The organism is Pseudoalteromonas sp. BMB, assembly GCF_001709235.1.
GTDB lineage: Bacteria > Pseudomonadota > Gammaproteobacteria > Enterobacterales > Alteromonadaceae > Pseudoalteromonas > Pseudoalteromonas maricaloris.
The window spans coordinates 29818-51703 of sequence record NZ_MBQA01000170.1; the positions used below are offsets into that span (position 1 = coordinate 29818).

2 protein-coding genes are annotated in these 21886 nt (G+C 48.7%); both read left to right on the forward strand.

Annotation, left to right across the window (positions count from 1 at the left end; genetic code table 11):
* Positions 1 to 12 precede the first annotated feature (12 nt).
* Positions 13 to 9822: a non-ribosomal peptide synthetase gene (locus tag BB427_RS14230; RefSeq protein ID WP_254663640.1), complete on the forward strand. Its 9810-nt coding sequence runs from the start codon at positions 13 to 15 to the stop codon at positions 9820 to 9822.
* The gene (locus tag BB427_RS14235; RefSeq protein WP_069021372.1) at positions 9822 to 21878 is read left to right on the forward strand and encodes a non-ribosomal peptide synthetase; all 12057 of its coding nucleotides are present in this window, start codon (positions 9822 to 9824) and stop codon (positions 21876 to 21878) included. Before BB427_RS14230 ends, BB427_RS14235 begins: the two co-directional genes overlap by 1 nt.
* Positions 21879 to 21886 lie beyond the last annotated feature (8 nt).

Consider the following 21886-nt stretch of genomic DNA (forward strand, 5'->3'; position numbering starts at 1 on the left):
GAAAACTTTGCAATGAAACAGTGGTTAGATGAGCTGGACCGTCAACAGATTTATGTTTATTTACAGCAAGATAAATTAAAACTTAGAACACCGCTTGGGCAGGTGCCTGAGGGTATTCTGGATAAGATAAAGGCGCACAAAACTGCGCTTATCACCTACCTTCGAGGACAGCAAAAGCAATCTGCTGCGCTCTCGGCAGCACAGCAAAGAATGTGGTTTATTGATAAATATGAAGGTGGCACTGCTGCATACAACATGGCTGGGCTAGTTCAATTATCGCAGCCATTTTCAGTCACGGACATTGAACAAGCATTGAGCCGCTTAATAGCTAAGTACGATATTTTGAGAGCACGATTTATCACGGTGCAAGGGAAGGTCGTGCAGCAAATTGAACCTGCTGAAGCGATGAAAATTGCTGTGATGACCGTGGATGAAGAAGCACTACCCAATCAGCTACCAGAGTCGATTAAACAGGCTGTGCGGTATCAGTTTGATCTTGCCAGCGAGTCGCTGCTGCAAGTGACGGCTTTAGTGAGTAACTCTCACACTGATTGCCGCTGGTTACTCGTTAACATGCATCATATTATTAGTGACGGCTGGAGCGTGATTGTGTTTATCAACGCACTGCTGTATGAGCTATCGGAGGCGTGTGTTGAGCTTCCCGATTTACAGTATGTTGATTATGTGCACTGGGAGCAACAATTAAGACAATCCCCAGACTATCAACAACAATTGGCTTATTGGACTGAGCAGTTAGAGGCATTTACACCGTTTGAATTGCCTACCTGCTATCCAAGAAAAAAAGAAAAGCAGTACCAAGGTGACACGGTTCGTTGTTCGTTTAACGCAGAACAAATACAACGATTAGATCAAGCTTGCCGCAGCGATGGCGTAACACATTTTACCGCCTTGCTGGGCGTGTTTTACATCTTGCTTTATCGCTACAGTGAGCAAACCGATATTACCTTAGGGGTGCCGGTTGCAAATCGTCAGCAAAGCGAGTTTGAAGCTATGCTTGGCTGCTTTATTAATACCTTGCCACTGCGTATGCAGATAAACGGCCATCATTCCATGAGTGAGGCGATTAAGGCGCTGCAATACAAAGTATTGCAAGGGCTTAGTAATCAAAACGCTGCCGTGGAAGACATCATTGAAGCGCTAGAGCTACCCAAATCCGCCGCGCATTCCGCCTTGTTTCAAGTGTTATTTAACTACAATAGTGTAGCCAGTAGTAAGGTGTCGGTAAATAACCAATTAGAAGCCGAGTTAATTGCCCTAGATAATGGCACAGCGAAATTTGACTTAACCCTATCTGTTGATGATACAGATGATGCCCTTGTGTGTGACTTTGTTTATGCAACAGGGCTTTATGACCATGCGCTTATTCAGCAATTTGCCGATGATTATTTGGCACTCGTCCAGTGTTATTGTGCTAAAGAGGCGCTGCCGATTGACGACTTAGTGCTCAAATCAACGAACGTACCTATAAAGGCGGCGGATATCAATCACAACATCAGCCAGCCGATGCTTGTGCCGCAAGCAATCAGAGATATAGCGCAAACTCAAGGTGAGGCGATTGCAGTGGTTGTGCCAAGCACCAATGGCGAAGCATCGCGGGCCCTAACGTATCAGCAGCTACAATCTCAAAGCCTACAAATTGCCAACAACTTAGATGTTCCAGCGTCAATCATTGCGCTGATAACAACGGGCGATATGAGTGACATTGTCACTATGCTTGGTGTAATGCAAAGTGGCCGTGCGTATTTACCTATTGATGGCAATATGCCCACTGCCAGAGCGCTACAAATGCTAGCGCAAGCTGAGTGTAATACAGTGGTGGTAAGTGTCGAAACACCCCTTTGCCAAGCGCTACGAGAAGCTGACATCAGAGTGCTTACATATAGTGAGCTGAGCCAAAACAAAGGAGCGCCGCAGCAAACTTATTCACCAAGTTTTGATGATAGCGCGTATGTGTTGTTTACTTCTGGTTCTACTGGTGTGCCCAAAGGGGTTGAGATCAGCCATGGCGCGCTGAGCCACTATTGCAGCAGCATCGCGGCGAGATTGAGTTACAACCAAGATACGCGAGCGGGCGTGGTCACAGGACTTGCCACGGACTTATGCTTAACGACTGTGTATCCGGTGCTTACTCAGGGCGGCACTGTGGTACTCACTCTTGCAAACCAAGCGCCAGAACCTGCTGAAATCGCAGCCAAGTTAGTAGCTGAGCAAGTTAATTTGATTAAATTAACTCCTTCTTTTGCCGCGGTGCTTTTGCCTCAGCTTGCTGAGCAAAAGCCCGCTATTTCGCAGTGGGTGTTAGGTGGAGAAGCATTGGGTGAGCAGCTTGTTGATAGCATTCGCGCGCTGACGCCAGCGGCGCGTATTTTCAACCATTATGGACCGACGGAGGCTTGTGTTGGAGTGGTTTGTCATGAAGTGACAGACAGCAGGCTAACCGGCCACAGTTATCCGATCGGTACGCCGTTGGCACATGTTACCACCTGCGTACTCAACAAACAGGGGAAGCCAACACCCGCAGGCATGCCCGGAGAGCTCTATATTGGCGGGCCGAGCCTCGCCAAAGGGTATATAAATGCGCCTTCAGAGACCGCAGCTCAGTTTACAAGTAGCTTGCAACATAGTGCCCAATGCGTCCGTTTTTATCGCAGTGGTGATAGCGTTAGGCTGAATGCGAGTGGCGAGCTTGAATTTCTCGGTCGAATTGACAAACAAGCGAAAATTCGCGGTTACCGCGTTGACCTTAATGAAATAGAAGCTGCACTGTTAGCGCTTGATGAGGTAACGCAGGCAGCGGTCGTGGTGCGTAAGCTCGGCAAACAAGATGCTTTGGTTGCTTTTGTGGTAAGTGTTGATGGCAGCCAGTGCGCCGTAACCAATCTGCGCGAGGTGATCCGCCAAGGCTTGAAGCGTGGCTTGCCTGAGCCGATGATCCCAAGCTGGATAGAGCTTTGCCAGCACTTACCCACCTTGAGTAATGGCAAGATAGATCGCCAACAATTACAGTCTTTGGCATTAACTTCTCAAAGCCAAAGTAGTGAGGTGACAAGTGTGTTGCAGCGACAGTTAATCACACTCTATCAAACCTTAACGGGCGCACCAGAAGTGGGGCTGCACGATAGCTTTTTCAGCATCGGTGGTCACTCTTTATTGGCAATGCAATTACTCAATGAACTAAGAGCCCAGCTCTCGGTGGAGGTGAGCTTAAAGCAACTGTTTGCCAATCCTAGCGTATTTGAACTAAGCGAGATGTTGGCTAACTCTCAGTCTCAAGCTTCATTACCAAGTCTACAACCTGCACCACCACAGCCCAATTATCCTTTGTCATTTGCACAGCGGCGCTTGTGGTTTGTAGACCAACTGCAAGGGCACAGCAACCAGTATAACCTACAGGGTATATTCCAATTGCAAGGTAAGCTGAATACTGAAGCCTTAGAGCAAGCCTTTATTGCTGTGATTAAGCAACATCCAGTCTTGGCGTTTAATTATCATCAAAATGCGCAAGGAGAACCGCAGCAAAGCATTAACCTTGATGCTCTATTTACCTTGATTAAGCACGACTGGACAGATAAATCCGATGAGCAACAAGCACATGCGTTAGAGCAGGCTATCGCAGAAGATTACGCAACCAGCTTCGATTTAAGCCGTGATTTAATGCTGCGCGCCAGTCTTTATCAACAACAGGCGATGCAGGCTACGCTTGTGATCACCTTACATCATATCGCGGCCGATGGTTGGTCTATTGCGTGTTTGAGTGAAGCGTTAGGACAGGCTTACAAAGCTGCTCTCAGCGGCGAAACCTTAGCGCTACAAGAGCTGCATTATGTTGATTACGTAATGTGGCAACAGCAGCTGGAACAGGGGGCGTTATGGCAACAGGAGCTCGACTATTGGCGTATGCAATTACAAGGTCTGCCCAAGGTTCATGAATTACCGCTAGATTGTAGCAGAGAAGCAAAAACCTCTTTGCGTGGCGCCTTAGTGATTGAGCCTATACCTGCGGCGCTGGTCAGTGCACTTCGAGCGTATCAAACTCGTTCAGGGCAAACCTTATTTGTGTTACTGCAAACGCTATTTTCATTGTGGTTAAGCCGCTTTTCTCAACAGCGCGATGTGGTTGTTGGTACGCCGGTATCAGGACGTCACCTTAAAGCATTTGAAAGTATGATTGGTAATTTTATCAATACCTTAGTGCTTAGGAGCGAATGGAGTGAAGACACCAGTTTCACGCAGGCGCTACAGCAAACTCAAGGCTTACTCAACGATGCGTTGCAACATCAACATATTCCCTTCCATGTGTTAGTGGATGAGCTAGACATTGAACGCTCAAGCGCCCAGCACCCGCTGCATCAAATCGTGTTTCGGGTAAATAACCAGGTAAATGAAAACCTTACGCTAGCACAACTGGAAGTGACGCCGTGCCAAAGTAAAGTACGCGGTGCCAAACTAGATTTAGAAGTTGCAGTGATAGACGAGGGCGATGTACTCACCGTTGAATGGCTTTATGACAGCAATTTGTGGCAAGAAGCGAGTGTAGTTAGTTTCCATCGGCAGTTTTGTTATGTGTTATCGCAGTGTCTTGCAGAGCCAAATACTCCGTTGTCAGCATTGTCATTGTGGCCCGCTGAGCAGCAGTTAGCGCTATTAAAACAGCAGCAAAGTGTTGCGGTAGAAGTGACAGAGCAACAGCCATGGGTGACTCAGTTTAGTCAGGCGGCTCTTCAGACTCCACTACAGACTGCGGTGCGTATGGGAGAGTCCACTTGTAGTTATCTCACCTTAGAAAAATGCGCGAACCAACTTGCTAATAGCTTATTAGAAATGGCATTTGCCGAGCAAAGTCGCATTGCTATTTTACTGCCGTCTTCAAGTTACATGGTGGCTGCGGTACTGGCAATATTAAAAGCGCGCCATACCTATGTGCCCATTCACCATGACACGCCAACCGATACCTTAGCCTACATCATGAATGATGCAGACATCGTATTGACGCTGGCGCTAAGTGAAGATGCCGAGCGCTTGATTGAAGCCGGTAGTGACTTTTTGTTGCTTGATGATTTGTTCGAAGCCGAGGGTAACTTTGCGTTTTACGATACCTGTTTGCAGGCAGATGAAGACGCGGCAGCATTTAACGAGGCCGAGCTTGCCTATGTTATTTATACCTCAGGTTCAACTGGGCAGCCAAAAGGGGTGCCTATTAGTCATGGCAACCTCAATAATTATCTGCGCTTTGCGTGTCAGCGCTACCTTCCCCAATCCGGAGGCATAACCAAGGCAGTGCTCAGTACACCGCTGGCATTTGATGCGACGGTGACCGCCTTAGTGCCTATCTTAATGCGAGGCGGTGAGCTTGAGTTGCTCCCCACGGGCGCTGAATTGTTGCCTGCCTTACAAGTGCAGATTTTTGCAGCCAACGAAGCCAAGTTATTCAAGTTAACACCGGCGCACCTACGCGCGGTATTTGCATTAAGTGACGCACAAACTCGCAGTGATATTGCCCACCGATTTGTGGTTGGCGGTGAAGGGTTGAGCGCAGCTTTGGTTGATAAGCTGATGGATAAGCTCCCTAACGCCCAGTGGATAAACGAATATGGCCCAACAGAGGCAACAGTCGGCTGTAGTATCTATGCTGTAAGCCATGAGTCGCGCCACTTGTTAGCGAGCCACGAAGAAGTGCCTATTGGTCATGCTATCGATAATATGACACTTGCGGTAGTCGACGAGTTTGGCGAACTGGCTTTACCTAATATGCCCGGAGAGCTTTGGCTCGCGGGAGATGGGGTGTGTGAAGGCTATATTAATCTGGCGAGTGTGACGCAAACACGCTTTGTTGAGCAAGCAGTGCCTGCGTCTGGTACTTCAAGCTTGCGTTGGTATCGCAGTGGCGACAAGGCAAAGTGGCAGGCGAACGCGCGCGGAGAGGCTGACTACCTTTGTTATTTGGGGCGGTTAGACGAACAAGTAAAACTGCGAGGCTACCGTATTTCTCTTGTGGCAATCGCCCATCAAATCGACGCGTTGGCGCAAGTAAAAAGCTGCGCTGTGAGTGTTGATGAAGCACAAGAAAGCCTAGTGGCTCATGTGGTTTTAAATGGTGAGGCTAAGCTCACACTTGTGCAGTTGCGCCAAGCTTTATCGCAGTCGCTGCCCAGTTACATGTTACCTGCCGCACTGGATATCGTTGCTGATCTTCCACTGACTGCAAACGCAAAAGTAGACAAGCAAGCATTACAGCTTGCCTATCAGGCACAGGCGAAAAGCCAAGAGGTCGCCGAGGTAATTGATGGATCTAAGCTCACAGACATACAGCGTTATTTACTTGAGTTATATCGTGAGCTACTACCGAGCCCAGTACAGAGTATTAACGATAGTTTCTTTGACTTAGGCGGGCATTCGCTGCTTGCCATAAAAGTGATCAGCCGAGTGCGCAGTGAGCAGCGGCGCGATATCACCTTGCCACAACTCTTTGATGCGCCAAGTATTGCAGCGTTTGCTGAAGTGATAACCGCAAGTTCGATGATTGCGCACAGCAATACCATTGAGCCGGTATCAAGAGCCCAAGCGTTACCTCTGTCTTTTGCTCAGCAGCGTTTGTGGTTAATCGATCAGTTACATGAGCAAAGTCTGCAATACCATATGCCAGCGAGCTATTGGTGTGAAGGAGCCTTAGATATTGACGCTTTAACACAAGCGTTAAGCGCGATTGTTGCACGTCATGAAGTGCTCCGTACGGTCATCGTTCCTGCAAGTGGTGATCACGGTGCTGTGCAGCAAGTTCGTGCCCAAGTAGCTTGTCCTGTGGAATTAGTAGATTTGTCTGGGCTGAATACCACCGAGCAACAGCAGCGTTGGCAAACATTACAGCAGCAATCGCTCAGCAAGCCTTTTGATTTATGCCAAGACACTATGCTGCGCGTGATCTGTGTACAGCTTAGTCACAACCGATTTGGACTCTTGTTTAACATGCATCACATTGCCAGCGATGGTTGGTCGATGGCGCTGCTTGCCAAAGAATTTGTGGCGTTTTATCGGCACTTTAGTGAAGCGCCAGCGTATCCGTTGCCAGAGCAATACGCTAAACCGCTAGCGGTGCAGTATGCAGACTTTGCCTACTGGCAGCAGCAACAGCAAGATAGCTATCAGGCAGATCTTTCTTATTGGCAAACTCAGTTACAGCAGTGTCCTGTTGTTCATGAATTACCGCTGGACTTTGAGCGACCACAAGTTCAGTCCCTTGATGGTGAATGCATTCGTCATACTCTTACAACGTCGCAAGTTGAGGCGATAAAAGCGCATTGCCAAGCACAAGGGGTGACCTTGTATATGTGGTTGCAAAGTGCCTTTTCGCTGTTGATGCTTCGTCTTAGTCAAACGCAGGATATTGTAATTGGCTCACCCATTGCCGGACGTGAGGTAAAAGAGTTAGAGGGGTTACTGGGCTGCTTTGTGAATACCTTGGCTATTCGCGCTCGCAAAGTGGGGTCGCCGTCATTTAACGACTGGCTAAGTGAGCAAAAACAGGTGATCTTGGAAGCCTTTGCCCATCAGAGTTTACCCTTTGAGCAGCTTGTTGATGCCATTAATCCACCGCGCAGCTTAGCGCATGCACCCGTATTACAAATACTCTTTGCACTACAAAATAACGAACAAAGTGACTTCAAGCTACCTCATCTTAAAATCGAGCAACAGCTTGATCTTAAGCCTGCAATGAAGTTCGACTTAGAAGTCAATGCACAAGAATCTGGCAGTGAGATCGCAGTGCAGTGGAATTATGCCAAAGCCTTGTTTAAACACACCAGCGTAAAGGCGATGGTTGATGCTTTTGTAACCTTAATTGATGCTGCGCTGAAAAGCCCTGAGCAAAGCGTAAATACCTTACCATTAGTTGAGACTAAAGCACTCAGCGAGCTAGGGCTTGCCACGCAAGCACAGCCCCAATCTCCTTGGTTTATCAGCGATAAAATACGAGACTTTGCTCAGCATAGTGCACAGCAAAATGCTGTACGAGATATGGCTGGCAAGCGGTTAAGTTTTGGCGAATTGGAGCTACAAAGTAACAAGCTAGCGCGTTACTTGATTGAACAAGGCGTAACGGCAAGGTCGCAGGTCGCAATAAACTTAGCGCCAAGCTGTGAGCAAGTTGTGGCACTGTTGGCAATCTTAAAAGTCGGGGCCGTGTATGTGCCGCTCGACCCCAATGCACCGAGTCAGCGTCAGCAATATATATTGCGTGACAGTAAAGCGACTTGTCTTATCACCACCTCAGCGCTACTTTCAAACAGCGCAGATCTTAGCTGCCGTTTGGTGCTAATGGACATCGCACCGCATTGGCAGAACATGCCTGTAGAGGCGCTAGCGCCATTAAGTGATATTGATGCGCCTGCTTATATGATTTATACCTCTGGCACTACAGGGCGACCCAAAGGTGTGGTGATCAGCCATCGTAATCTACACCTTTACCTTGAGCATGTTAGCCACAGTTATCTCCAAGGCGATATACACGAGAGTGTTGTCAGCACGCCTTTAGCGTTTGATGCGACAGTAACGAGCTTATGGGGCGCGCTGGTTAATGGCCTTGGAGTTGTATTATTGAATGATGGCGAGCAGTTAATCACAGAGCTTAGTGCGTGTTTGGCGCGTGATGAGGCGCTGCTGTTTAAGCTGACACCAGCCCACTTGCAAGGCGTGCTGGCGCGATTACAACCGAGCAATGCTGCGCACCAAATTGTGGTGGGGGGAGAAGCCTTATCTAGCAGCGTGGTTGCTCAAGTTGGGGCACTGCTGCCACAGGCTCATTTTTATAACGAATATGGCCCAACAGAAGCAACGGTCGGTTGTTGCGTGTATCGCTGTAACGGCCAAGATGCAGTTTCGCTTGCACAGCAATCGCAGCGCTTTGTGCCAATCGGTAGCGCCATTCAGGGCACTCATTTGGTGGTATTAGATCAGCATCAACAGCCGGTGCCGATGGGCATGCCCGGTGAGCTATACATTGCAGGCGATAATGTGGCTCAGGCGTATTTTGGGTTGCCTGAGCTCAGCGCCAGTAAATTTGTGTCATTGACATTGATGAATAACTCGCAGCGTTATTATCAGACGGGCGACCAAGTACGCTGGCTGCTAGATGAACAGGGCTGCCCTAGTGTGCTGCAGTTTATTGGTCGTCGAGACAACCAAGTTAAACTGCGTGGCTATCGCATCGAACTTGAAGAAATTGCGGCTCAGCTTGAGCAACTAGATGCAGTGCAACAAGCACATGTGTTACTTAACGAAAGTAAAGATAACTTACAGGCCTGTGTGGTGCTAACTACACCATCGCACAGTGATGCCATTTATGAGCTTGAACAGACGCTACACACTCAGATATTAGCCTCGTTAGCAGAGGTCCTACCAAGTTACATGTTGCCTTACAAGCTGTATGCACTGGCTGCTATGCCGCTCACCAATAACGGCAAAGTAGACGCAGGAGCGCTTGCACAACTGGTGCAATCGCAACAGGCGCAAGTGCTTACAGCACCTTTAGCTCCTATGACTGAACTACAAACGCTGCTGGCAGAAATTTTTGCTCAAGTGCTCAATACTCAAGTTCGAGATATTAACCGTAACTTCTTTGAGTTAGGAGGGCACTCTTTATCAGCAAGCCAAGCGGTTGCCTTAATTGAACAGGCGCTTGAGGTGCCTATTACCTTAAAAATATTGTTCGAGCGGCCAAGCGTAAGCGCACTTGCAACTTGGTGTGAGATCCATCGTGCAGCCAAAGCAGCAGACGAAAACGGTCAGTCTGAGGAGATGTTTTTGTGATGAATGAACAACAAAGACAGATAGAGGCTTTGATCGCAGAAGCATTAGCAGCTGGCGTGACCTTGTATGAAAAAAACGGTGGCTTGGCATTTAAGCAAACCGCTGGGTTTCCTCCACAGTTAAAACAGCAGGTGGTTGAATATAAATCAGAGATCATTGCCTACTTTCAGCAGCAAAGCCGTGATGTGGCGAACTCACCGCCGCACATTATCCCGCAGCCAAGCGCGGGGAAGGACTTACCGCTGAGTTTTGCACAGGAAGGGCTGTGGTTTATAGAGCAGTTGCAAGGCAGCAAGCAGTATTATATGCCCGCCGAGTTTTTGTTACGCGGCGAGCTTAATATTCAAGCAATGCGCAGCACCGTACAAGATGTGCTGCAGCGCCACGAAATACTGCGCGCTAAGTTTGTAAAAAATGAACAAGATGGCCAACCCCAGCTGCAAATAACGGATGATATTAGTGCGCCGCTCGAGTGGCTTGATGCCAGTGTAGTACCTGAGGAAACACGGCAAGCCTATATTACTTCACACCTTGAGGCCCATCAGAATAAGCCTTTTGATTTGGCTCATGATTGTTTGCTTCGCGTGCTGGTGGTGAGTGATGGCGATGAACATCACCTTGCATTTAATATGCATCATATTGTCTCTGACGGGGCGTCAATGGCGCTACTTGCACAAGAGGTAGAAGCTGGCTATTGCAAACACATAGGCGCATCTTATACACCGCTTGCAACTATGCAGGTGCAATATAGTGATTTTAGCCAGTGGCAGCGAGCACAGCTAACGCCAGAGCGCATCGAGGCACCTCTGGCGCAACTAAAACAGCAATTTAGCGAATTAGCGCCGTTGCAGTCATTGCCTTGTGATTTTGTCCGTCCTGCGGTGCAGTCGTTAACGGGGAAAGTATATCGCCAAGCGCTCGATGCGTCGTTATTTGCAGCGATATCGACTCAGGCGAAGTCGCTCCAGCTCACACCCTTTATGTGGCTGCTCAATACCTTTATGTTGTTTATCGCAAGGCTTACGCAATCGCAGCAGGTGGTTGTAGGCACGCCAGAGCATGGCCGTCATCACCCCGAATTAACGCCATTAATCGGCTTGTTCGTTAATACCTTAGTGATGCAAGCAAAGCTCGAAAGTGATATGCCATTTAGCCAATGGTTGCAGCAACAAAAAGACCTCAACCTAGCGGCGTTTGAATACCGCGATATTCCTTTTGATAAAGTAGTTGAAGCGGTTGGCGCTCCACGAGATTTAAGTCACCACCCGCTAGTACAAATATTATTTACACTGGAAACCCGTGATGGGCGCGCTTTTACGCTTCCGGGATTATCGGTTCAAGAAGTGCAAAAACAACAGGCAGACAGCATAGCGGTAAAATGCGACTTAGAACTCAATGCCGTAGTTGATGAGCAGGCACTTTATTTACATTGGAAGTTTGATAGCCATCTTTACACAGCAGAGACCATCAAACATTGGGCGGATTGCTTTCACACGCTGCTTCAAGCTTGTGTTACAGCCCCTCATACCGCCGTTGGTGAACTTGCGTTACTGAGTCAAAAACAGCAACAAGCTTTAATAACTGGCGCTCAATGCCAAGCGGCAATTTGGCCTAAGCAAGACACCATCACCAGTTTATTCACGCGCTACGCCGAGCGCTTTGCCACACGCACTGCCGTGCAAGATAGCACGACTGTGCTGAAGTATCGTGAGCTTAACGAGCGAGTCGATGCGTTGGCGATAATGCTGTTACAGAAAGGCGTCACGCCACGAACCATGTTGGTGGTGAGTGTATCACGCAGCGTTGAGATGATAGTGACCTTGCTGGCAGTACTTAGAGTTGGTGCTGCCTACGTGCCAGTAGATCCCGACTACCCGCAAGAACGCATTGAGTATATTTTGGGAGACGTGCAAAGCCCATGGCTACTTTGTGATAACGCCACTCAGGCACAGTTTAGTCAGCTTTCATACCAGCTAATTAATGTGTCACAGGCAGAACATCAGGTCAGCCGCGAAGCTCTCAAGCTGCTTGATGCTATTCAGATTGAGCCGCAAGACTTGGCTTATATGATCTATACCTCTGGCACCACAGGACGACCAAAAGGCGTACAAATTGAGCACCGTCATGTGGTGCGCTTACTTCGTGTTGAGCCCAACTTATTCGATTTTAATGAGCAAGATGTTTGGACCTTGTTTCATTCCTTTTGCTTTGATTTCTCTGTGTGGGAAATGTATGGCGCGTTACTCTTTGGTGGTCGTCTTGTGGTTGTGGATAAAGCGACTACGCAAGACACCCAAGCTTTTGCTCAGTTGTTGGTTGATGCTCGTGTTACGGTCTTAAATCAAACGCCAAGTGCGTTTTACGCGCTACAAGCCACGCTACTTAATGACAGTCAGCTGGCGAGCCAATGTGCAGTGCGGTACGTCATTTTTGGTGGTGAAGCGCTGCAGCCAAGTAAGCTACAACCTTGGGCACAGCACTTACCAAATTGTCAGTTAATCAATATGTATGGCATTACCGAAACCACGGTACATGTTACGTTTAAGGCGCTGGAACATACGGATCTGACGCTTGGCACCAGTAATATAGGTCGTGCTATTCCGACCACCAGCTGCTATGTACTCGATGACAAGCAAAGGCTCTTGCCGCAAGGTGCCGTGGGCGAGTTATACGTAGGTGGCGAGGGGGTTTGTCGGGGGTATTGGCAACGTGACGAATTAAACGCGACCCGCTTTATTCAAAACCCATTTAGTGAAGCACCTGATCAGCGATTATATCGCTCGGGCGATCTCGTGCGCTTAATGGCCAGCGGAGAGCTGAGTTATATTGGTCGAATTGACGACCAAGTAAAGGTTCGGGGTTATCGCATTGAATTAGGCGAAATTGAAAACCAGTTGCGCCACCATCCCGAAGTGGCTGAGGTCACAGTGCTGTTAAATCGGCAAAACCCAGAAAATGTCTGGATCTGCGCCTTTGTGGTGTTACACAAACAGGTCGAGTTCGACGACATCACTTTAGTCATGCAGCAGTTTTTAAAACAAAATTTACCCGACCATATGTTGCCTGCCAAAGTGCAAGCGGTGGCAGCCATGCCACTGACCAGCAATGGCAAAGTAGATAAAAAAGCACTATTACAGCAACTTGATACAAGCTTTAACGAAAGCACTTATGAAGCACCGATTGGCGAGCTTGAAACCCAACTTGCAAGCTATTTTGCCGAGATACTGCAGCGCGAGTCAGTTGGTCGTTATGACGACTTTTTTAGACTCGGCGGGCACTCGCTACTTGCTGCAAAACTGGCAAATCATATTCGCAAGACGCTGCACATTGAGTTACCGCTGCAAGCGATTTTTACGCACCCTACAGTACAAGGTTTAGCGGCTGCACTTGAAAAGCAAGACGCGCAGCTAAGTGCTATTGCTGTGGTGGATAAAACCAATGGCGTAGCGTTGTCTTTTGCTCAGCAGCGTTTATGGACATTAGATCAAATGCAGCAGGGCAGCCAGCAATATCAAATTCAAGCGTTATTGGCGTTTTCAGGGGAGCTTGATCTGAGCGCATTCGAGCAAAGTTGGCAAAAAGTGCTGTCACGGCATCAGGTGTTGCATTCGGCTATCACCAACACTAATGATGGGCCTAAACAGCACCTTGTGGCTTTGCCTGAGCATTTTGTTACGCTCATTGACGTCTCCACACCATCACCGCTTTGGCAAACTGTGGTTTGGCAGCGCGCGGTACGGGACGACCAAGCGCAGGGTTTTGATCTTAGTAAAGATCTAATGATCCGTGCAACTCTGGTTCGATTCTCATCAGGCTATCATCGTCTTATCGTCAATATGCACCATATTGCTAGTGATGCTCAGTCTGTTGAAGTATTAATGCGAGAGCTGACGCAATTTTATGCCCATTACGCCCAAGGCTGTGAACTTACCGATGACTTGATTGCGCCACCTGAGGTGCAATACGCGGATTATGCCCATTGGCATCGAGCACAGTGCCAAGGCGCGCAGCAAAGTGCAGACATGGCATTTTGGTCTGCGCACCTTGACGATGCGCCGCCACTGCATCAATTACCGCTCGATACGCCGCGTGGGCAGGCCGTGAACAATAGCGCGCAAGCATTTACTGAGCAGCTAAGCGCGGAGACATGGCAACGGCTACAACAGCATTGCCAGCGCTTGGCAATAACCCCGTTTATTTGGTTACATAGTGTGTATGCGGTGGTGCTTGCTAAGTTTAGCCAAGTGGATGATATTGTGATTGGTGCGCCATTTTCAGGGCGGCATCACCCACAAGTGGAGCAGTTGATCGGCTTTTTCGTCAATGCCTTGCCAATTCGCGTGAAGGTCGATTGGCAGCAGAGTTTCAGTCAGCTACTCGACATACAAAGAGAGCAGATTGAGCAAGTACATCAACATCAATCACTTCCCTTTGAGCAGCTCATTGACCATCTTGGTGTTAGCCGAGAGCTGAGTCACCAAAGTGTTTTCCAGTTGAGTTTTGCGTTTAATCCCGAGCCACAGCACACACCAGAGTTTGTAGGTCTTAGCACGGAAGTTTTAGCGTCGGAAAACGTGCGTGCCAAGTTTGATCTAGAGCTCAGTGCAACAGAAAGTGGGCAAGGGTTGCGATTGCATTGGCTATACAACAGTGGACTATTTGAAAAAGAAACTGTGGCTAGCATTGCAGAGTGTTTTAACGTTGTGATCGCGCAGTTACTCGCGCAACCTGATTGCGCACTTGTGGATATAAAACTTTGCAAGGAGCAGCCGCTAGAGAATCATGCGATTTCAGGTAAATCAGCGCCGGAACACTTTGAGCAGTCAGTGCTTGAGCAAATTGAGCGAAATCTGGCTGTGCCCACACAGGCCAAACAGATAGCGGTAATTGATACCGGCTCGAAGCAAACTTTAAGTTATGGTGAGCTCAATGGAAGAGCTGCGGCATTGGCGGCGCTGTTATTAAGCGAAGGGCTCCAGCCCGAGCAACCTGTATTGATCGCGATGACGGGTAGCGCAGATCTCATTGTGGCGATGTTGGCTGTGTTAAAAGCGGGTGGATGTTATGTACCAGTTGACCCTCATTACCCTCAAGCGCGAGTCAATTACATCGCTAAAGACAGCGGTGCAGCGCTGGTTTTAACAAAGTGTGAGTTTGCCGCTCGCTTTGAGATAGCTGAGTTAGATGATAATCACCTTGAGGCTGAATACTGCTCCCCACATGTCATTTGTGTTGATGACGCCGACGTGCAAGCGCGCCTTGCGGCAATACCACTACCTCAGCAGTTCCCAAAAGTTAAAGCGGAGCAGCTAGCCTATGTGATTTATACCTCTGGCACGACTGGTAATCCTAAAGGCGTGATGATAGCCCATCAAGGGTTGGCGAATTTATGTGGTTGGCACCGACGAGCTTTTGCGGTGGATAATCATAGCGTTGCGAGTCAAACCGCCAACCCCGCCTTTGACGCGGCAACATGGGAAATTTGGCCTTATTTATGTGCTGGCGCGAGCCTCGTGTGTGTGACAAAAGCGGTGCTACAGTCACCGGCCGAATTAACAGCCTGTTTCAATACACACCAAGTCACGCATAGTTTTATTGCAACGCCAATCGCTCAAGCGCTGCTCACTGAGTCTTTGTTTAACCCGCAAAGCTTGCGCTATTTATTGGTTGGCGGCGATAAACTCGGTGCGCTTCAAGCAAAAGAATACGGATTTACCTTAGTCAATAACTATGGACCCACCGAAGCCTCGGTGGTCGCGACTTCAGGTGTGGTTGAGTTTGACGGAAAGGTGCCAGATATCGGCTTGCCCGTCGACAATAGCCAGCTATTTATTTTAGACCCACAACTGCGAGCTGTGCCTCCAGGGATGATCGGTGAGTTATACGTAACAGGGGCAGGACTTGCCAGAGGGTATTTACATCAACCACAGCTTAGTGCTGAGCGTTTTATTGTGCTACAAGTCTCTCCCTCGCACACGGTGCGAGCCTATAAAACGGGAGATTTGGTTCGCCTGCTTAGCAACGGCCGTATAGCCTATATGGGGCGTAACGATGGACAAGTAAAACTGCGAGGTTATCGTATTGAACTGGCCGAAATTGAACAGCAAATTGGGCTGCTATCGAGCGTACAAGAATGTGCGGTTCAGATAACCACAAGCGCGTCAGGGCAGCCACAGTTGCAGGCATTTGTGGTAACAACAACTGAGCCTCAAGTGCTTCAAGCCCAGCTAAAGGAAAGACTACCAAGTTATATGGTGCCAGAGCATTTTGTCATGCTCGCAAGGCTACCTTTGACACCGCATGGCAAGGTTGACCATCGTGCCTTGGCAACACTTGGTAAAACTCAACAGATTATCACGGTAACCGAGCAGAGCGCGGTCACACCACAGGCTAACAGCGTCGTAGCTCAGTTACTGGCGATTTATCGGCAGGTATTAAATACACCATCCATGACCGCTGAAGATGACTATTTTGCTTTGGGCGGCGACTCTATTTTGAGTATTCAAATCGCCAGTAAAGCCAAAGCACTCAAGCTACCAGTTAGTGCTACCGATGTGTTTACCTATCCCAGTGTTTCGGCACTTGCAGCAAGGTTTGCCCAGCAAGATATTCACCTGCCTATGAGTAAAGCAAGGCAGCCATTGGTTGGTCAACTCGATAAATTACCAATTCAGCATTGGTTCTTTGCTCAACAATTTGCCAACCCCAGTCATTGGGATCAGAGCGTGCTGGTGAGTGTAGATAAGTCCGTCACACCAGCGCAGCTCATGCAAGTGATAGGGTACTTGATAGCTCAGCACGATGCGCTACGTTTGGTGGTTGCGGATGAAAATACCCTATTTGTACGTGATGGCATTGATATTCAAAAGGTATTTACGGCGCATACACTTGAGCGTGAAGCATGGCAAGCTGAGCTGAGCGAGTTCAGTGAGCAAGTGCAGCAAGGCTTTGCGTTTACTGGCACGCCACTGTTTAAAGCGGTGCTATTTGTTACACCTGACAGTGAGGCCAATAATCGCTTGCTGTTTAGCGCGCATCACTTGCTAGTGGATGGCGTCTCTTGGCGTGTGTTACTTGAAGATGTGAACCAGCTACTACAGCAGCAAATAAACAATGTGCCGTTGGAGCTTCCTGCCGCAAGCGCGAATTTGGCTGAACTTGCCGATTTTTATCGCGAACTTGCAACCAATAAGCGCGATTTGCGCAAATGGCAGAAGGTGGCTGCACTGGCTGAAAGCTCACACTTATTGAGTCTTAAAGATACAAGCACGACCCCAACCATAGCGAAAGTTCGCCACACATTGTCAGCAGCGCACACCCGTGCGCTACTGGGATCCGCCAACACCAGTTATGGTACGGCGGCGCAAGCATTGCTGCTCAGTGCACTTGCCTGGTGTGCGCAAAAGCGTGGTGCAGGCAGTGAAGTGATCATGCTAGAAGGGCATGGTCGCGAGTTACTGACGGAGGCACTGGACAGCAGCCGAACCATTGGCTGGTTAACGGCGCTTTATCCAATGCAGTTATTTAGTAATGGCAGCCGCTTGCATGATGTTATTTGCAGTATCAAGGCTGAGCTTGAATGCGGCAGTAAAGTCGCCAGTAGTTATGGTGCAGCGCGGTATTTACACCCAGAGCCAAACGTTCGCTCATCGCTTGAGATTGATACCCGAGGCTTACTGTTTTTCAACTATTTAGGCCAGCTAGATACAGTTATTGAGCAACAAGGTTTGCTGGGAGACGCTCGTGAGTCGACTGGCACTTTGGTTGCAGCGTCAAACCTCAGTTACTTTGGAGCGCAGCTAACGGCGGCGGTCGTGGATGGTAAACTGGCGTTAACGTTAGAGTTTGACAGCCAGCGCTTGGCATCTGAAGCAGCGGAACGATTAAGTAAAGAGATACTCGAGAGTCTAATTCAGGTCATCGAGCATTGCCAATCCCAGCCTCAACGTCATTACACAGTCAGTGACTTTGCACTTCTCAGCGGCATTTCTGAACGGCAGTTACAGCGCATACTTGGGCAGGTTGAAGGGGAAGTTGAGGATATTTACCCTCTAACTGGTTTGCAGCAAGGCATGTGGTTCCACAGTCAAACTGCACGTGAGGCGCACACTCAAAGCACGCAACCTTACATCGAGCAAACCAGCTTATTGCTACAAGGTTGTGTGGATATTGAGGCCTTGAGTTACGCTTGGCAGCAATTGATTAAACAGCACAGCATATTACGCTCGGCCTTTATAGACGTTGCTGGCGAGCCGCTGCAAGTGGTCTGTAAACATGCCGATGTACCGCTGAATCTGGTGCAGAGTGTCGCTATTGCAGATGCGCAATCGCATGTGGTGAAATCACAGGCCGCGGTGGAGCTTGCCGAGCCGCTTAGGCTTTCACAAGCGCCTTGTATGCGATTGAGGTTAATTGCTTTTGAGGATGGCAATGTTGGGGTGGTTTGGACTTATTATCATCTCATCATGGATGGCTGGTCGCTGCCGGTGTTATTTGCTGAGTTATTGGCATTTTATCAAGCCCGTTGCCAAGGTGAGTTACGCCCCATTGTGGTAGATAATTTCCGCGATCATATCGAATATTTGCATACGCATGTTGACCGCGACGAAGCGTTTTGGCGGGAGTATTTGGGTGGAGTTACCACGCCCACATTACTCAGCGAAAAGGTACTACATACTGAAAATAAAGCGGCTGGTGTTAAAGAACTTAGTGTGACTTTACCGCAATCGCTGCAAGATGCCGTGACTCGCTTTACAAGCGAGCAAGGACTTACCGTCAATCAGTTTATCCAAGGGCTCTGGGCTTATTGGGTGGCAAATTGCTGCAACGAACCGTATGCCTTATTTGGTCAAACCATCGCGGGTAGACCTACAGCGCTTAGTAGAATGGCGCAGCGCGTTGGCTTGTATATCAATACGCAAGCGGTCCATGTAACGATAGATCAAAATGCGCGTGTGCAAGATTACCTGCAAGCGGTGAAATCGCAGCTTACGGCATTGGCGCAGCACCCGCATACACCACTGACACAAGTTCATCAGTGGTCGGGTATTGAAAACGACAGTCCATTGTTTGATTGCTTGTATGTTTTTGAAAATTATCCGCAAGATCCGTTACAAAATAGCGCTGCGCTGCCATTTATCGCAACAACCTTAAGTGAAGTTGACGAAACGCACTATCCATTGACCTTTGTGGTCGGCGTAGGGGCCGGTTTATCGCTCACGCTGAGCTATCAGCAGCAATGCTTTGATGAAGTGTTTATCGAGCAAAGCCTTGCGGCGATGCAGCAGCTGATGTTAGCTGCGACACAACGGCCAGAGCAAACACTCGGAAAATTGTCTTGGCAGCCTCAACACGCGCCGTACAGCAAGGCATTGCCTCTGCCTACTTTTGCACTGACGCAAGCGGCGAAATATCAAACGCCAAATTTACCTATTCAGCAATTGTTTGCTCAAGTTGCTGCTGAATTTCCTGAGCATATTGCTATTCGTGAATATAGTACCGCCTCTGGGGAGGCACGCTGTTATCGCTATTCACAGCTGGATAAAGACGCCAATCAGCTCGCCTATTACCTTGCTTCACGACTAGAGCCGAGTACATCCCCCGTTATTATTGGTCTGTGTCTAGAGGCGAATTACCAGCTTATTGTGGCTATGCTTGCGGTGCTCAAATTGGGCGCAGCTTATCTACCAATTGCACCAACACTACCCGAGTCTCGACGTCGTTTGCTGTTGCAAAATGCCAATGCAGCCATGTTGGTTACCAAAACAGAATATTGGCAGGGTAGCTCGGAGCAGGTGGTGCCTCAAGTCGATTTAGATAGTATTCAGGGCGCTTTGGCTGAGCAGCCTAGTCGTTGCTTTACTGCGCCATGCCAGATTGACGACCTCTGTTATGTAATTTACACCTCGGGCACCACGGGCATGCCAAAAGGGGTGATGGTGGAGCATGCCAGTGTCGTTAATTATGTGCAGGCATTAGCTTCGCAATATGCGATTACGCCAAGCGACAATTACCTGCAATTTGCTAGCATGAGCTTTGATGTGTTTGCGGAAGAAGTCTTTTGTACTTTACTTCGTGGCGCAACCTTAGTGATGGCACCGACAGACGACATGTTGGACCCCAACAAGTTGGCGCAATTAAGCCAAGATGCCGAGTTAACATTGATGAGTTTGCCAACAGCGTATTGGCACCAACTTGCAGCGACTTCAGTCACCTTGCCAACCTCGCTGAGGATCATCACCATAGGTGGCGAGCAAATGCAGATTGCCGCGCTCACCGATTGGCAGCAGCGCTATGGCGACCGTATTCGAATTATTAATGCCTATGGCCCGACTGAAGCAACCATTTCTGCAACCCTTAATGATGTCACACACTTCAGCGGTGCACGCGTGCCGATCGGCCAGTCCGTTGCGGGTTTGTCTTTATATTTACTTGATGAGCAGCTTCGAGCGGTGGCCACCGGTGTGGAAGGGGACTTATACATTGCAGGTATTGGCCTTGCCAGAGGCTATCTCAACGACAAAGAAAAGACGCAGCAGGCCTTTATCATTGAGCCAAATAGCGGCCAGCGACTTTACAAAACTGGCGATCGCGCTTGCTGCTTAGCCTCAAATGAATTGCTGTATCTAGGTCGTGGTGATGACCAAGTTAAAGTGCGCGGTTACCGCATCGAATTGGGTGAGATTGAGCGGCAACTTCAGCTGTTAGACGAAGTTGCTGCGTGTGCTGTGGTGGTGCGTGAAGATAGCAGTAACAACGCGCAATTAGTGGCATTTGTGCAGCCAACACAGCATACGGAAGTGGGTGATGCTGCTTTGCGAGCGCAATTACGCGCAGTACTACCCGCTTACATGGTCCCTGAGTTGTTTCAATCAGTTAGTCAACTTCCGCTGACAACGAACGGCAAAGTAGATCGCAAACAGCTCATTGCGCTGGCCGGCTCATACACTCCGCCTCAACCCTTGCGGCAAGAGGCTAAACTGGAAAGGCTTACACCACTACAAACTCAATTAGCGCAGCAGTTTGCCTGTCGTTTGCAGTTGGATGGAGTGTGCCTTGACGATAACTTCTTTAATTTAGGTGGTCATTCGCTATTAGCGATGCGTTTAGTGGGTGATATTAATCAGCACCTACAACTCAATTTGCCACTGTCGGCACTGTTTGAGCATCCGACTGTGCGTGGGCTCAGCCAGTATATTCAAGCATTGAGAGATGGTCTTGGCGAACGCGATAGCAAACCTCAATCGCTTGAAACCTTAGTGTGTTTGCAAGAGGGCGAGCTTGGTTTTACACCTGTGGTATTGATTGCGGGAGCGGGGGGTTGGTTAATGGCATTTCATGCGTTAGTGAATGGGCTTGATAGCCGTATACCCGTTTATGGCTTGCAGCCAGAGGCGCTTGCCGAGGAACCCGAGACGCTAACCTCGATTAGGCACACCGCAGAGTATTACTTGAGTGTATTAGCAGGCGCTGAACTTGGTGAGCAAGTGCATTTGGTCGGACATTCTTTTGGCAGCTTTATTGCCTATCAACTTGCCACTTTACTTGAGCAACAAGGTCGAATTGGCTGTTTGGTAACTGTGATTGATACGCCTGTACCGAGCAGCCCAACGCTTAACTTAGATGAAGCGCAAATCGCACAAATGATGCTGGATAATCTGGTGGCGTTTTTCCGCCTTAGTGTCTCTGATGCTGAAATCAGTGCCTATAAGCAAGGTGATGCTTCAGCACGCATTGCCTATCTCAATCGCTGGATACATCAAGCTGGATTTAATTTTAGTGATGCGCATCTACGCCACTTTCAACAAGTTTTTAGTGCCCAGCTGCGAGCAAATATTGAGATGCCGTCTATGCTTAGCGACACCCTAATCTGCGTTGTAAAAACGCAGCAAACGCAAGAATTTGAAGGCCGTCCTGTGAATAAAGACATGGGATGGAAACCATTTAGTCACTCTCTCTCTTGTTATGAAGTCAAAGGAGATCATTTGTCCTGCCTGCAAGCCGAGCAAGTAGGACAGTTGGTTAACATAATTGAGCGCAACTATGTGTTGCACTAGCAAAAGTA